Here is a 14,064-nt window from a genome sequence, read left to right on the forward strand (position 1 = left end):
GTTGATTATTTGTTATTTTCAACAACCAACAACTAATAACCAATAACCAATAACCAATAACTAATGACTAATGACTAATGACTAACAACTAATTTGGTAAAGAATAACCGAAAGCTGTCTTAACCTTAGTTAGAGTTTGGTTGGCAATAGTTTCAGCTTGTTCCTTTCCTTGACGTAATACTGACTCCAAGTATCCCCGATCGCCCATTATGTCTGCATATTTATCCTGAATCGGTTTCAGGGCATTGATTGTCGTCTCTGTCAACAGGGGTTTAAAGTCTCCCCAACCCATATTTTCACACTCCGCTGCAACTTCTTCCTTGGATTTGCCGGAAAGCAGCAGGTACAGGGTGAGTAGGTTTCTGGCTTCGGGGCGATCGCGATCGTCGAAAGTCAAGCCTCGCACGGCATCAGTTTTGCAGCGCTTGATTTTTTTGGCGATCGTATCTGGTGAATCTAACATATTAATTCGACTCAGTTCGGAAGGGTCAGATTTGGACATCTTGCGAGTGCCATCTGTCAAACTCATCACTCTCGCACCGTCAGTCAGAATCAACGGTTCTGGAAGTTTTAAAATAGGGTTTTCTGGTGTACCAAATTGGTGATTCAATCTGTTTACCAAATCGCGAGTGAGTTCCAAATGCTGTTTTTGGTCTTCTCCCACTGGCACTTTATCGGCATCGTAAAGCAAGATATCTGCTGCCATTAATACGGGATAATTCAACAATCCAGCATTGACATTTTCGCCTTGTTTAACTGCTTTTTCTTTAAACTGAATCATATCTTCGAGCCAGTTAATCGGCGTAATACAGTTAAGTAACCATGCTAGTTCTGTGTGCGCCGAGACGTGGGATTGCACAAAAATAGTCGAATGTTCGACATCGATGCCGCAAGCTAAATAAAGCGCGGCGATGGTGTAAGTGTCTGATGCGAGAGTTGCTGGATTATGCGGTGCGGTAATTGCGTGCAAATCAACTACACAAAAGTAATTTTCGTACTGATTTTGACCTTCTACCCAGTTGCGAATGGCACCGAGATAATTGCCTAGGTGCATATTGCCTGTTGGCTGCACTCCTGAAAGAACGCGCTGTTTACCCATGAGGAAAGAGGAGAATTTAAGTCACATTCCTATATTGACACGTTATCTCGATCTAAGTCAAATATAACTCGGCGGTTGAAACCGCGTCTACACAAACGAAGTCCGCCTGCGCGGACTCAAGAATCAACGGGTATTTAAGGCGGATTATTTTTATAAATAGGTTTAAATCCCAGTCTGAAAAACCTCTCTGTCAATTGTCAATTGTCAATTGTTTTTCGGTTTGGTGCGCCACCAAGTGATGCTGGCTGCGAAAAGGGCGATCGCAAAACTCAAGGCAAAGGAAAATAGAAAGGGATGCAACTGCATTAAAATTGGAATTTTATAGTTTTGGACTGTCTCGAATACTTTGTCTGTGCCGCTGGATGCTGCAATTCCTCCGGCGGCTAAACCGACGCCGATCGCCTGTACTGTGCTTTGTAGTCGATCGTCCCGATCTTTCTCTTTGTCCTCACTGTTGCGGAGTGCGATTTGGTTGGTGCGATCGCTCCTGGCTTGTTCTATTTCTACTATGCCGCGAATTGAGGCGATCGCCTGGTCGATTAAGTTTGTGCCGTGGTGGAAATATCCTAGGTCGCCGGCTATTTGCGATCGCATATAACGAGCCGTTTTTCTACTGAAGTTATTTAATATTGATGGTTCTTCCTTATCGCTTTCTACTTTAGCATATATTTGAGCGAATTTCTCATCATAATTGTTAAGATTTATCGCAATTGTATTGTCATAATCTTCTAATATTGCAAAAGTAATTAGACTCGGCGGTTGAAACCGCGTCTACACAAACAAAACCCGGATGGTGCGCGGGTTGAAGAGTGTGCGGTTTCAATCACCGTCTCAAAATAACTAATGACTAATTACATATCTGTCATTAACCTTGCCTTCCGCAACACAAATGTCAATACTGTTTCTTGACCGGTAATAATATCGGCTCTTCCTTCCATTCCAGATTGAATCGCATATTGGCGCGGCTCATTTGCTTGGGAACCTCCCAAAAAATTGCCGCTAGCAGACTCGATTCTCGTTAGATAAGTTTTATCGGGTTTAATCGAAACTTCGTAATAAGAACCACCTGAATTATTAGCAGGATTTTGAGGGGCGATCGCATCTGGGGCAATTTCGCTGACAGTACCTTTCAATGTTCCGTAGTCGGGGAAGGGAAGGGCGGAAATTCTCATTTGTACGGGTTGGCCGATTTGGATGCGAGCGATGTCTTGGGAGGTTACTTTGGCTTTGACTATCAGGGGTACGTCGCTGGGGACGATTTGGGCGATCGCACTTCCTGCTTGCACAGTTTGACCAGGATGTTGTAATTCTACTTTGAGAATTGTACCGTCTGCTGGGGATCTGACAACGCTATATTTGAGTTTTAATTCAACTTGATTTAGTTCTTTTTGGGCTTGAATCAATTGCTGTTGAATTGACGATCGCTTCACCAGCAAAACCCGCCGACTTCTGCCTAATCGTTCGGCTACATCGGGCAGGGATGTTGCTAATTTTACCAGAGCTGATTCCACTAATTTATCTGCTGCGGAACTTTCATTTTGGATACTCGGAAATTGGGCGCTAGCTAAAATTTGATTGTCCAATTCCCGCAATTGGCGATTGATTTCATCGGCTGCTGTCTGAGACTGAGTGACAGTTTCTTGGAATTGCTTTTTTTGACTATCTAAGCGGGATGCGTCCACAACGGCGATCGGATCTCCTTGTTTCACCACCTGATTTTCAGTAACCGCAATGCTTTCGACGGTGCCCTCTGTTGTCGCTTGTACAACGCGCACTTCTCCGGCGGGGCGGACGATCGCATCTGCTTTAACTGTAGCACTGTATTTGGTGACGCTAGCAAGGGCGATCGCACCTCCAAAGGTAGCCACCATCAAAATTCCCCCCCAACTTGTCCAGCGGCTGACAGGGGGCAAAAATTGGTCGTTCTCAAAGGTTTCAACGGATGGGGATTCGGGAAGAGGAGACATGGCGACAACAGGGTAAGAAGAGGGAAGATGGAAGATGGAAGATGGAAAAGGGAAGAAATTTATGCGATCGCCTAATTAGCCCTAACGATTTCAGCAATTAATCATGTCCTAACCACGGTTCGGGTTGCTTTAAAAATTCCACATAGTGACTAATACCAATTTCATAAAGTAGCGCTACATATCTACCCCCCCAACCCCCCCTTATTAAGGGGGGGGCTAAGAACTACATCTGTAGTAGGACTTGATGAAAATGGTATAACTCTAAACATCCTTATTTCTTTGAGCGCATTTATTTTTAACTTTCCGGATAGCCCGGATACATTTAGAAGTCTCAATCAAAATTCGTAGGCTACAGCCAAAAATCCGCACAGATTCCCTGAATGAGCATCCCAACTTCGCTCCCATATCGAGACTGGTAAAAAAACCGGGTTCTATTTTCATTACACGTAAGTATTGAATATCTCACCGAATCTTTGACTTGAAATCGATCTCTCTGAGACAGAGGGACGAAAAAGTCTTGACTGCAAATTTTTGATTAATTAAATTTCCAAGGAGTTCCTCATGTTTGAAAATCAACAACACTCACTGTTTACTGAACTAACAGATGCCGAATCAGCTACTGTCAGCGGTGGTAATAGGAGCAGCGGTGTCAGCGATATCCACAGTAATAGCGATGCCAGCAATAGCAATGCTGATGATATCAATACCTTCTTTTTTGTACCGGATGTCAGTCAACTTTATATGTACGATCCGAGTCGCCAGCGTCCCTATAAAACCATCGTAGTTTAGAAAAGTAAGTGTAGGGGCTTACTTGGGAAAAATTCTCCGTAATATTCCGGAGAACCATCTGCTTTTAAGAAACATAGATCAGTATTTAAACGAAGCTAGAAAGTTTATCAAGTTTCTAGCTTGTGTCCAATTTGAGCGCATAAAACGGAGTCTATCATGAAAGAAACTAAAGACACCTCACTAGAGGGCTCACTGTTTACTGACATCACGCCGGAAGAATCTGCCAGTGTCAACGGGGCTCATCGTTATCGTTATGTCAGCCGTCGTAGCAACTGCGATAACTACAGCTACAATCCCTACTTCGATGGTCGCCCAGTTCATGGGTACGTACACAATGTGTCCTATCGTCGCTACTACGACTGGTAACTGACTGTGAGAACTTCAGAAATTTTGGTGTAAAAATTCAGAAATTCCAATTTAAACGATGATCTAGAATTTAGCTGAAATTTCTAATTATTGTCCAATTTTATCAGCTTAAAAGGAGTTTATCATGCAAGCAACTAAAGAGAGCTCACTGTTTACTGAAATCACTGCTGAAGAATCTGCTAGTGTCAACGGTGGTTACTATGGCTGTTACCGTCCCCGTCGTCACATTGTATACCGCCGTAATCGTAACGGTACTTTCACAGCAGTAGTTCGCTACTGGTAAATTTGAAGTCGGTTAATTCAGCTTTATAACTGTGAATCGAGGAAGTACCCATAACATTATGGGTGCTTTTTTCTGATTGAGTATCCGGCGATGTGTAATCTGTTTTAGGCTCTGGTGATGACAATAAATTGTCAAAAAATGTTGTGATTTTTCCAGAGAATACCATCTCCGAAAAAGTCAATAATTTATGAAATATCAGGTTGTTCTCCAGCATAGTGAAGAAGATTGTGGAGCTGCTTGCTTGGCTTCCATCGCTAAATTTTATGGTCAAAATTTGACTATTAGTCGTTTGCGAGAATTCGTCGGTACCGGTCAACAAGGGACGACTTTACTGGGCTTAAAACAAGGAGCTGAGGCGATCGGCTTTAATGCTCGATCGGTACGAGCAGCATCTGCCATTTTAGACAAGCTGGATGATGCCCCTCTACCTGCTATTATTCACTGGAAAGGTTATCACTGGGTAGTTTTGTATGGAAAGCAGGGCAAAAAATATGCGATCGCCGATCCAGGAGTCGGCATCCGCTATGTTTCCAAAGAGGAATTAGCTACTGCTTGGACCGATTGGTTGTGCTTGCTGGTGGAACCAGATCCAGAGCGGTTTTTTGCCCAAGGAGAGAGTCAAGCATCCGCAAGTTCTCTACAGAGATGGATGCGACGCATTGGGATTTACCGCTCGATTTTGATGGAAGCATTTTTGCTAAATATAGTCTTAGGTTTGCTGTCAATTTCTTCGCCTTTTCTCGTGCAAATTCTCACCGATGATATTTTGGTACGAGGCGATACGCAACTTTTGGCTAGTGTGGCGATCGCCGTTATAGTCATGAACCTATTTAGCAGCAGTTTAGGACTCGTGCAGTCGAACTTAATTGCTCAGTTTTCCCAGCGATTAGAATTGGGATTCGTGATGGAATTCGGGCGCAAACTACTACGTTTACCTCTGAGCTTTTACGAAAGTAGACGCAGTGGCGAAGTCATCGGTAGATTAAAAGATATTCAAGAAATAAATCAATTAGTTTCTCAAGTAGCCATCAGCTTACCCAGTCAATTTTTTATAGCAATAGTTTCTTTTAGCTTCATGCTTTTTTATAGCAAAGAACTCACACTAGCCGCTACACTGATTGCGTGTTTTATGACTGCTTCTACTATAATATTTCTGCCCGCATTACAGCAAAAAACACGCAACTTACTTGTACTAGAATCCGAAACGCAAGGGATGTTGGTAGAAACTTTTAAAGGGGCGTTGACCGTCAAAACTACTAGCAGCAGCCAACAACTTTGGGAAGAATTGCAAACACGCTTTGGTCGTTTAGCTAATCTTACTTTTCGGACTACCCAAATTGGGATATTAAATAATATATTTTCGGGTTTTGTTGCCTCGGCGGGGAGCATTACTATCCTGTGGCTGGGGAGCGGTTTAGTGATTGAAAAAGTATTGAGTATCGGTCAATTACTAGCCTTTATCAGCATGAATCAAAATGTGACAAATTTAGTAAACTCAGTGGTAGGATTTAGTGACGAAATGACTCGCGTCCAGACAGCAACTCAGCGGCTATCGGAGGTGATAGACGCTGAACCGGAAAGCAAAAGCGACCGGAATAAACCTTATGTACAAATTCAAAACCGGGACGATATTGTTTGTAAAAATGTTAAGTTTCACTATCCAGGTAGACTGGATTTGCTGGAAAATTTTTCGGTCACGTTTCCTGGTGGTCAATCCATCGCTTTAATTGGCTATTCCGGCTGTGGCAAGAGTACCCTAGCTAAAGTAATTGCTGGTTTGTATCCGCTGCAATCTGGTAATATTAGAATTGGTGATTATAATTTACAGGATTTGTCTCTTGACAGTCTCAGACAGCAGGTAGTTTTGGTTCCCCAAGAAGCACATTTTTGGAGTAGATCGATTCTAGAAAATTTCCGTTTGGGTTATCCAGAAATTAGCTTTGAACAAATTGTTAAAGTTTGTAAAATTGCTGGGGCGGATGAATTTATCAGTCAATTACCAGATAAGTACCAAACGGTTTTAGGGGAATTTGGAGCGAATATTTCTGGTGGACAAAGACAAAGATTGGCGATCGCCCGTGCAATTCTCAACAATCCACCCGTATTGATTTTAGACGAATCTACCGCCGGCTTAGATCCGGCCAGTGAAGCGGAAGTTTTAGAACAGTTGTTGATGTACCGACACGGAAAAACTACGATTTTTATCAGTCACAGGCCGAGGGTGATCGATCGCGCTGATTGGATTATTATGTTAGAACGGGGGAAGTTGAAAGTGCAAGGATCTGCTGCCAGATTGCGATCGATTCCCGGAGATCATTTAGAGTTTTTGCATCCTTGAGCGAGTTAGAACTGATGAAATTTTTGGATTGCATATCTATAAAAGTAGGGTAGTATTACGATCGCAGACTTTGATTTTCAGTTTGATGCAATGTATTCCCGACCAAAATTCTGCACTTCTCGCAACACAGTCAGATCCGTCTCCGTTTTTCGTAGTTCAATCCACTGATTCAACTGGTCCACACTCACCATAGGAAAAGCACGGCTATTAAGTGCATCGGTGTACTGCCCATCCTGAAACAATTGAATGCTCAATTTATGCCGCCGATACAACCAGATTTCGGGAACTTTCATTGCCAGATAGATAGACATTTTGCTGGCTGAAGAACTGGCAATATCTACTTCCAACGCCAAATCGGGGGCAAGACTTTCAGAAGCCTTTGTCTCCATCCCTTGCCCTGGTGTGGCATTTTGGATGTAGAAACAGGTATCGGGTTCAATGCCGCGATCGATGGTTTCACGATTCAGCGTAGTGGAACCAAAATCATTTGCCTCCATCCCCAAATCCATTGCCAGCATTGTAATGATTTTTGCCAGCAACCGATTGACGATTTCGTGAAGTTCTCCTGGCATCCTGATCTCCAATACTCCCTGGTTATAGGCAATGCGAGTTGGGCGATTATCTCCCAAGTTTTGCAGCAACGCTTCATAGGTTTTCCAGGTTAGCCCTGAAACGATCATGGCACTACCAGGAGTCAACTTAATTTGATTGATTTGTGTCGCGATCGCTGCGGTCATGGGTTAGCTCTCTAGCGAATAGTAATTCTGTTTCTGAATTACTCGTATTATAGCGGTTCAGGCTGTGTATTTAGATTTCACAGCGCGATAATCGTCAGGTGCGTCGCTATCAACAATCTATCAGTAAAATCAATTTTTTGGTAGCGACGCACCCTACAAAATATCGTCAGGTGCGTCGCTATCAATAATCTATCAGTAAAATCGCAAATCTGGCAGCGAAATCGCATTTTATAGCAACCGCCAAGGTGGTTAAGGCATTTATGCGATCGCTCAGGGAGCGGAGTCGAAGGGTTCAACGACCTTCTTCGCCTTGGCGACTGCTATAACTGAGGCTGAGTGACGTTAGGTTTAGTGTTGAAGTCGTCGGGGAAAAGTTCGAGTTGTGTCATTGTTGGTGAGTGATTCGTCAATCAGAGAGTAGCGCGTAGGCGTAGGGCGTGTTTTCAAACCCAAAGATCCCCCCAGCCCCCCTTAAAAAGGGGGGGGAAAGAGTCTTTAAGTCCCCCTTTTTAAGGGGGATTTAGGGGGATCTAAATCTTAAGGAGTAGTTTGAAAACACGCCCTAGCCCCTCGCTGCACACTAAAAAATCACCCCTGTTTTATAGCCTCTCCATAGCCGCTCTATAGCCTGTTTAATTTTCAGGCGATCGCTCCCTATCCTTCTTCTGTTCGGTAATTTCAGGCGATCGCGGTAGTCCAATTCACCAACCGTCCACACTCAAACAGCGTCAAACGGCAGAAATGGGTTGAAGTTCCTCTAAAACTGTAACCATCTATTGAAAGTCTCACAACCACTAACCAACGCTAATTAAGTTCACCCTATTGTTTAAGTATGAAAACACAGACGGACTTAAACAAAATGAACCTGCAAAAATCAGCATTAATTTTCACTCTTTCCTTAGTCGGTTTTACCAGCATGAATTCTGTCGGATTAAAGCCGGCTTTCGCTAACCAAGCTCCCGCCCCACAACATCAATATTCAGGCAAGACAACGGCTCCAGACACTCAAACCAATAAGAGTAAAGAAACTCGCACTGCTAGTTCTCCGCAGGTATCTTCCAGAAACAGCTTTCTTCCTGTAGAAATCAGCGGGATACTTCAGGGACATGGTAGGAAAAGCATGGGTGGAGGGTATGCAGAGGCAAATGCAACTTTTTACCGAAACGGATTGATTGTTATTCAAACACACGCAGTAAGTAGTTCGTATACTTCAGGGACAAAGGGTAGTGTCTTTGTTGTTGGTTCAGACAGTAAAGGTCGTGCCCTCTTTGCATCTCAAGTATTTGACATACCAACTGCTTGCAGTAAGCCCGATAGTTGTTCATCAAATAGGAGCGGCTCTAACCAATTTCAAATTAACCCTGAAGTAGCTAAATATATAGCAAAAATCGATATCTTTGTTCAAGATCGAAGTGGTGGAAGAAGCGCACGGGAAGTAGTGAACCACACTATCAAGGAAGTCTACGCAACTTATAACGATTTACCTCCTGAAGTAAAAGCTGGCATACGTTATTTGGTTTCTCAGTAAAAATGTACTATACCAACAAACCCCCCTAAGTCAGTGTTACTTAAGGGGGTTTCGTTTCCATTTAACTAATTTCCTCAACGAGTGGGGACGACGCGATCGCTATAAACAGCAATGATTCTACAAGCCGAAAAATGATGTAATTAATGGTAGTAATTCTTGACAAGCTTTAGCCACCGTTGCAATAACAGGCAGTCCCGTAACTATGTGAAGCCGATAAATCCGATGTTTGGAAAGATCCTAAATTCGTAAAAACTTGGGATTACAGAAAAATTAACAAGCGATCGTACTTTGTTGTTGTCCGCATCCTGTACGGTTTCCCCCACACAGTGATGTACAATTTTCCACATTTTATTTATCCGGTATGAAGCCTGGGAAACAGAAAAGCATTATATAGAAACTTAGAAGGAGTCTTCTGATGGCGTTTCCTATCTACTTTCAATCTCGAATCGATGAAATAGCAGACGGCGTTTTCATCCAAACGTCTTGCTCTCTAAGTGAATCCGGGGTATTGACTCTATCCACACGAAGCTGGACAAAAAATAAATTAAAGGGCGCTCACAGTCGAGTCATCATTGTTTTACTTGATAAAAGCGGTAAGCGTCTTTGGAATACTGATACGTTCCAATGTGGGATTGGAGGAAAATACGATTTTTATGGAAAATCAGACCGTACAATAAATCCAGATCCTATTCAAGTCCCTCAACCCTTTCTTTCACAAGTCCAATTTGTTGAGATCGTGCATTTTGATGAGCCAACGCCTATCACTGACTACATAGGAATGTTGAACAATCTTTTCAAGATAAACACGACTTCCCACAACACAAACACGCTTACCCACAACGGGAATATCTTTCACGTTTTCACACATACAGTCGAACAAATCGGAAACAATACCAAAATGCAAGACGACCATCGTACTCAAGATTTTACTAACGCCCGTGAAATTATAGCCAATATGGGAGACCATAGCACCTTTAATAATCTTATCCAGCAGTTACCTTCTTCATCTGATCCAAATAAACCGGGAATCAAAGAACTGTTAACTCAGCTAGAAACACAAATAAAATCTTCTGAAGAATTATCAGATGATGACAAAAAAGACGCTCTAGACGAAGTGAAGGCGTTAGCAGAAGCAGGTAAAAAACCTGAACAAAATCAAGATTTAGCCAATAAAGCCATCAGAGGGCTTACACGCATAGTTAAGGACTTTGCTGCATCGGCTAAGGTGGTTCAAGAATTAATCTCATTAATTAAACCACTTTTTGGTTTGTAAGTTTCACGGATTAAATTTCCCGCAATCAATTAACTCTGTTAGCTCCTAGTGAAATACTAGGAGCTAATTTTTCTAAAGTTCTGTTTTGAAATTAACTCCAATAAACGGCTGATTATCGTTAGTTCGCCTAACTTTTAATGTGGTATAGCAACCGCCAAGGCGGTTAGAGCGTAAACTGAGGATAGTCTTTTTTGTTGCGGAGCGATCGCACCACCACTTATGCCTCAACCCTACAGCTACGATCTACGCGAGAAAGTCATCCAAGCTATCAAGCTTGATGGCTTAAAAATTATTGAAGCCAGTCAACTTGATTGCTTACGGGATGCGACCCTTGGATGTCTTGCGCCTTGCGTCCTAACCGACGAAAGCGGTTGCTATATCATTCCTCCTCAATTTCAATCTCCACTGCCTCTAACTCAGCTTCTAACTGCTCAACAGTCGGCAAACTCCCCTGTAACTGTTCCGGCAAAGCCTCCCGCAATTGATAAGTCGAAACCCCGATCGGCTTATTCAGATCCCGCAAAGCATATTCCACAATCTTCTGCTTTTTATTCTTACATAAAATTATCCCAATAGTTGGCATATCATCCCGGTGTTTCAGCAAATCATCCACAGCCGAAACGTAAAAACTCATCTTCCCTGAAAACTCTGGTTTAAAGGCTTCTACCTTCAAATCAATTACCACAAAACAGCGCAAATGTAAGTGATAAAATAACAAATCAATATAAAAATCTTCCCCTTCCACCTCCAGGTGATACTGACTACCGACAAAAGCAAAACCCACTCCCAACTCTAGCAAAAAGTCGCGAATGCGATCGATTAGAGCTTTCTCTAATTCTCGCTCTTGTGCTTCTTGGCTTAAACTGATAAAGTCAAAATTATAAGGATCTTTCAACAGTTGCTGCGCTAATTCTGATTGAGGATTAGGCAGAGTCCGAGAGAAGTTTGTATCAGCTTTCCCTTGTCGTCGGTATAGCCCGCTTTCTATTTGATGAACTAATACATTTCGACTCCATCCTTGCTCGATAGTCTGGCGTGCATACCACAGGCGTTCCTCTGACGATTTCAGTTTTTCCATTAAGGCAATGTTGTGATACCAAGTAATTTGTGCAAGCACCTCTTGCACAAATTGCTCATCCGGGTAAGTTTCCGCAAAACTCCTCATATATTTGAGATTGCGAGGTGAAAAACCCTTCATCTCAGGAAAAGCTGTTCGCAAGTCAGTAGCTAAATTATCTATAACTTTTGTTCCCCATCCTTGCTGCTGCTGGCGGTTTAAAATATCCCGTCCAATTTGCCAGTAAAGCAACACTAATTCGCGGTTAACAGAAAGTATAGCCCGCACTTGAGCTTGTAAAATACGTCCCTTAAGTTCCCGCAGAAAATCATGATAATCTTCTGGAATTGATAAGTTATTTGCCATATCTTAATCCCCACAGATTTTGCCTAATCATCGTCTGTAATATCAAATTTGCTAGCATCATCCTGGTAAAATCCAGTCAACGGTGAACTGTCAACTGTCAACCGTCAACCGTCAACCGTTAACTGTCTTATTCCGTAGTTAATGCACCCTACAAACTAGGGCGATCGCCTCTTGATTTTCTAGCACCAAACCATACTCCAAACCTTCAACAACAGCCTGACAAGAAGCATCCAAAATATTACCAGAAACCCCAACCGTCGTCCAGCGATCTTGACCGTTACTAAACTCAACCAACACGCGAGTTTTAGCAGAAGTTCCCGCGCCACCGTCGAGAATCCGCACCTTGTAGTCTGTTAGGTAAAAATGTGCGATCGCCGGATAGAAATTAACCAAAGCTTTCCGCAAAGCCGTATCCAAAGCTGAAACCGGGCCGTTTCCTTCCGCAGCTTCCAAAATATTTGTGCCATTTACCGACAATTTCACCGTCGCTAAAGCCGCACAATCTTCGCCTACCTTATCGCAGTGAACTTGAAATCCCTGAATTGTAAACCAGGGCTGACGCTTTCCCAAAGCTTCTCGCATTAACAATTCAAAACTCGCCTCAGCAGCCTCAAATTGATAGCCCTGACTTTCCAATTTTTTCAATCTTTCCAGAATTTGGCGACAAGCAGGATCTTGGCGATCGAGTTCAATTCCAAACGTTTTAGCCTTGGCCAAAACATTGCTCAAACCAGATTGATCTGAAATCACAATGCGGCGACAATTGCCGATTTTTTCCGGTTCTAAATGTTCGTAAGTTAGCGGATTTTTCTCAACAGCGGATACATGAATCCCGCCCTTGTGAGCAAAGGCTGAAAGCCCCACAAAAGGAGCGTGGTCATCGGGAGCAAGATTGACAATTTCACTAACCGATCGACTAACTTGAGTTAATTTGATTAATTGCTCATCTTGAATACAATCATAACCCAACTTAAGCTGAAAATTAGGAATCAAAGAACATAAATTAGCATTGCCACAGCGTTCGCCATAGCCATTAATAGTTCCCTGTACCATCTTCACTCCTTCCTGCACAGCAGCCAAAGCATTAGCCACCGCAACCCCCGAATCATTATGAGTGTGAATCCCTAACTGTAAAGACGAGTTTGAATCGATCCCTAAAACCTCTGAAACCTCTCGCACAACCTGACTAATTTCATGAGGCAAAGTGCCGCCGTTGGTATCGCAAAGCACCAGCCATTCAGCACCAGCTTGTGCCGCCGCCCTCAATGTTTGAATGGCATAATCTCGATTGTGTTTATAGCCATCAAACCAGTGTTCAGCATCATAAATAACCCGCCTTCCCTGACTCCGCAAATATTCAATGGTATCTGCAATCATCGCCAAATTTTCATCTAGCGTCGTCTTCAACCCTTCAATGACGTGCAAATCCCAAGACTTGCCAAACAGTGTTACCCAGTGAGTACCAGCCGACAAAATAGCCTGCAACATTTCATCATTAGCCGCCGCCCTGGACGGTCTCCTAGTCGAACAAAAAGCCACAACTTCTGCTTGAGTTAGCGGCTGTTCTTTCAGTCGCCAAAAAAATTGTACGTCTTTAGGATTAGCCCCTGGCCAGCCACCTTCGATAAAAGGAATTCCTAAACTGTCTAACTGACGAGCAATTTGTAGTTTGTCTTCCAGAGATAGGGAGAGTCCCTCGCACTGGGCACCGTCTCGCAGCGTGGTATCGTAGATCCAGAGCCGATTTGTCATGGGGAATTAGAAATTTCAATTTGGTAATATATGAATTATCATACTAGATTAAAATCTGGGAAATAAATGCGATAATATATAGGAAAATTAATATAGATCTAATTGGGGTGAATTGCTGTGGTTAAAGTACAAGCACAAGGAAAAACTTTTGAGTGCGATCGGGGAGCCAATCTCCGTGCAGTTTTGCTAGAGAACGGCATCGATCTCTACAACGGCAATGCCAAAATCATCAATTGTCACGGTCTCGGCACTTGTGGCACCTGTGCCGTCACCATCGAGGGGGAAGTTTCCGAACCCCAGTGGCGCGAAACAACCAGACTTTCCCTCCCTCCCCATTCTCCCACATCCAACCGCCGTCTGTCTTGCCAAACTCAAGTTTTAGGGGATATTAAGGTAACAAAATATGACGGTTTTTGGGGTCAAGGTTCTGAAACAGTCTGGAAACCAACCGCCTAGATTGTTGATTTAAAAACGCAGATAAGTGAACGACACCTAAAAAGATAAAATAT

13 protein-coding genes and 1 pseudogene are annotated in these 14,064 nt (G+C 43.0%); 8 read left to right on the top strand and 6 right to left on the bottom strand.

The window, feature by feature from the left end; genetic code table 11:
• Nucleotides 1–88 precede the first annotated feature (88 nt).
• From trpS to P2A85_RS13825, 3 genes are all read right to left on the bottom strand, one after another.
• Nucleotides 89–1,099, bottom strand: a complete 1,011-nt coding sequence (gene trpS / locus P2A85_RS13815; RefSeq protein ID WP_377480986.1) for a tryptophan--tRNA ligase — start codon at nt 1,097–1,099, stop codon at nt 89–91.
• Nucleotides 1,100–1,303: 204 nt separating this feature from the next.
• A complete protein-coding gene (locus P2A85_RS13820; protein WP_377480989.1) occupies nt 1,304–1,693 on the bottom strand; it encodes a hypothetical protein in 390 nt (129 codons plus the stop codon).
• Nucleotides 1,694–1,950: 257 nt separating this feature from the next.
• Complete coding sequence (locus P2A85_RS13825; RefSeq protein WP_377480992.1) at nt 1,951–3,066, bottom strand: HlyD family secretion protein; 1,116 nt, start codon at nt 3,064–3,066, stop codon at nt 1,951–1,953.
• A gap of 561 nt (nt 3,067–3,627) precedes the next feature.
• Here P2A85_RS13825 and P2A85_RS13830 point away from each other — a divergent pair.
• The 4 genes from P2A85_RS13830 to P2A85_RS13845 all read left to right on the top strand — a co-directional run bounded on the left by P2A85_RS13830 (nt 3,628) and on the right by P2A85_RS13845 (nt 6,842).
• Nucleotides 3,628–3,855 carry a secretion protein HlyD gene (locus P2A85_RS13830; RefSeq protein ID WP_377480996.1) on the top strand — a complete coding sequence of 76 codons (228 nt, stop codon included), beginning with the start codon at nt 3,628–3,630 and terminating at the stop codon, nt 3,853–3,855.
• A gap of 156 nt (nt 3,856–4,011) precedes the next feature.
• Entirely contained in the window at nt 4,012–4,221 is a 210-nt protein-coding gene (locus P2A85_RS13835) for a hypothetical protein (RefSeq protein ID WP_377480998.1), read from the top strand.
• A 124-nt stretch (nt 4,222–4,345) separates the two neighbouring features.
• Complete coding sequence (locus P2A85_RS13840) at nt 4,346–4,504, top strand: hypothetical protein (RefSeq protein ID WP_377481001.1); 159 nt, start codon at nt 4,346–4,348, stop codon at nt 4,502–4,504.
• Between the two features lie 187 nt (nt 4,505–4,691).
• Entirely contained in the window at nt 4,692–6,842 is a 2,151-nt protein-coding gene (locus tag P2A85_RS13845; RefSeq protein ID WP_377481004.1) for a peptidase domain-containing ABC transporter, read from the top strand.
• A 77-nt stretch (nt 6,843–6,919) separates the two neighbouring features.
• Here the strand turns inward: P2A85_RS13845 and P2A85_RS13850 are convergent, their stop codons facing one another.
• Complete coding sequence (locus P2A85_RS13850) at nt 6,920–7,579, bottom strand: Uma2 family endonuclease (protein ID WP_377481007.1); 660 nt, start codon at nt 7,577–7,579, stop codon at nt 6,920–6,922.
• A gap of 859 nt (nt 7,580–8,438) precedes the next feature.
• On the opposite strand from P2A85_RS13850, the gene P2A85_RS13855 reads away from it, so the two are divergent.
• The 3 genes and pseudogenes from P2A85_RS13855 to P2A85_RS13865 all read left to right on the top strand — a co-directional run.
• Nucleotides 8,439–9,107, top strand: coding sequence for a hypothetical protein (locus P2A85_RS13855; protein ID WP_341739968.1), 669 nt, complete (start codon nt 8,439–8,441; stop codon nt 9,105–9,107).
• Nucleotides 9,108–9,522: 415 nt separating this feature from the next.
• Nucleotides 9,523–10,380, top strand: a complete 858-nt coding sequence (locus P2A85_RS13860) for a hypothetical protein (protein WP_377481010.1) — start codon at nt 9,523–9,525, stop codon at nt 10,378–10,380.
• A gap of 219 nt (nt 10,381–10,599) precedes the next feature.
• A pseudogene (locus P2A85_RS13865) lies at nt 10,600–10,689 on the top strand (IS630 family transposase); the annotation flags it as partial.
• A 70-nt stretch (nt 10,690–10,759) separates the two neighbouring features.
• Here P2A85_RS13865 and P2A85_RS13870 read toward each other — a convergent pair.
• Together P2A85_RS13870 and cimA are read right to left on the bottom strand one after the other, a co-directional pair.
• A complete protein-coding gene (locus tag P2A85_RS13870) occupies nt 10,760–11,803 on the bottom strand; it encodes a YhcG family protein (RefSeq protein ID WP_377481013.1) in 1,044 nt (347 codons plus the stop codon).
• A gap of 138 nt (nt 11,804–11,941) precedes the next feature.
• On the bottom strand, nt 11,942–13,555 hold the full coding sequence (cimA, locus tag P2A85_RS13875; RefSeq protein WP_377481015.1) for a citramalate synthase: 1,614 nt from the start codon (nt 13,553–13,555) through the stop codon (nt 11,942–11,944).
• A gap of 117 nt (nt 13,556–13,672) precedes the next feature.
• Between cimA and P2A85_RS13880 the strand changes: the two genes are divergently transcribed.
• On the top strand, nt 13,673–14,011 hold the full coding sequence (locus tag P2A85_RS13880; RefSeq protein WP_340520641.1) for a 2Fe-2S iron-sulfur cluster-binding protein: 339 nt from the start codon (nt 13,673–13,675) through the stop codon (nt 14,009–14,011).
• Nucleotides 14,012–14,064 lie beyond the last annotated feature (53 nt).

It is taken from the genome of Microcoleus anatoxicus (assembly GCF_042465725.1).
Lineage (GTDB): Bacteria > Cyanobacteriota > Cyanobacteriia > Cyanobacteriales > Microcoleaceae > Microcoleus > Microcoleus anatoxicus.

What these genes read in the sequence shown, in the direction of transcription:
- trpS (WP_377480986.1), bottom strand. Translation starts at nt 1,099, where the DNA reads ATGGGTAAACAGCGCGTTCTTTCAGGAGTGCAGCCAACAGGCAATATG.
- P2A85_RS13820 (WP_377480989.1), bottom strand. Translation starts at nt 1,693, where the DNA reads ATGCGATCGCAAATAGCCGGCGACCTAGGATATTTCCACCACGGCACA.
- P2A85_RS13825 (WP_377480992.1), bottom strand. Translation starts at nt 3,066, where the DNA reads ATGTCTCCTCTTCCCGAATCCCCATCCGTTGAAACCTTTGAGAACGAC.
- P2A85_RS13830 (WP_377480996.1), top strand. Translation starts at nt 3,628, where the DNA reads ATGTTTGAAAATCAACAACACTCACTGTTTACTGAACTAACAGATGCC.
- P2A85_RS13835 (WP_377480998.1), top strand. Translation starts at nt 4,012, where the DNA reads ATGAAAGAAACTAAAGACACCTCACTAGAGGGCTCACTGTTTACTGAC.
- P2A85_RS13840 (WP_377481001.1), top strand. Translation starts at nt 4,346, where the DNA reads ATGCAAGCAACTAAAGAGAGCTCACTGTTTACTGAAATCACTGCTGAA.
- P2A85_RS13845 (WP_377481004.1), top strand. Translation starts at nt 4,692, where the DNA reads ATGAAATATCAGGTTGTTCTCCAGCATAGTGAAGAAGATTGTGGAGCT.
- P2A85_RS13850 (WP_377481007.1), bottom strand. Translation starts at nt 7,579, where the DNA reads ATGACCGCAGCGATCGCGACACAAATCAATCAAATTAAGTTGACTCCT.
- P2A85_RS13855 (WP_341739968.1), top strand. Translation starts at nt 8,439, where the DNA reads ATGAACCTGCAAAAATCAGCATTAATTTTCACTCTTTCCTTAGTCGGT.
- P2A85_RS13860 (WP_377481010.1), top strand. Translation starts at nt 9,523, where the DNA reads ATGGCGTTTCCTATCTACTTTCAATCTCGAATCGATGAAATAGCAGAC.
- P2A85_RS13870 (WP_377481013.1), bottom strand. Translation starts at nt 11,803, where the DNA reads ATGGCAAATAACTTATCAATTCCAGAAGATTATCATGATTTTCTGCGG.
- cimA (WP_377481015.1), bottom strand. Translation starts at nt 13,555, where the DNA reads ATGACAAATCGGCTCTGGATCTACGATACCACGCTGCGAGACGGTGCC.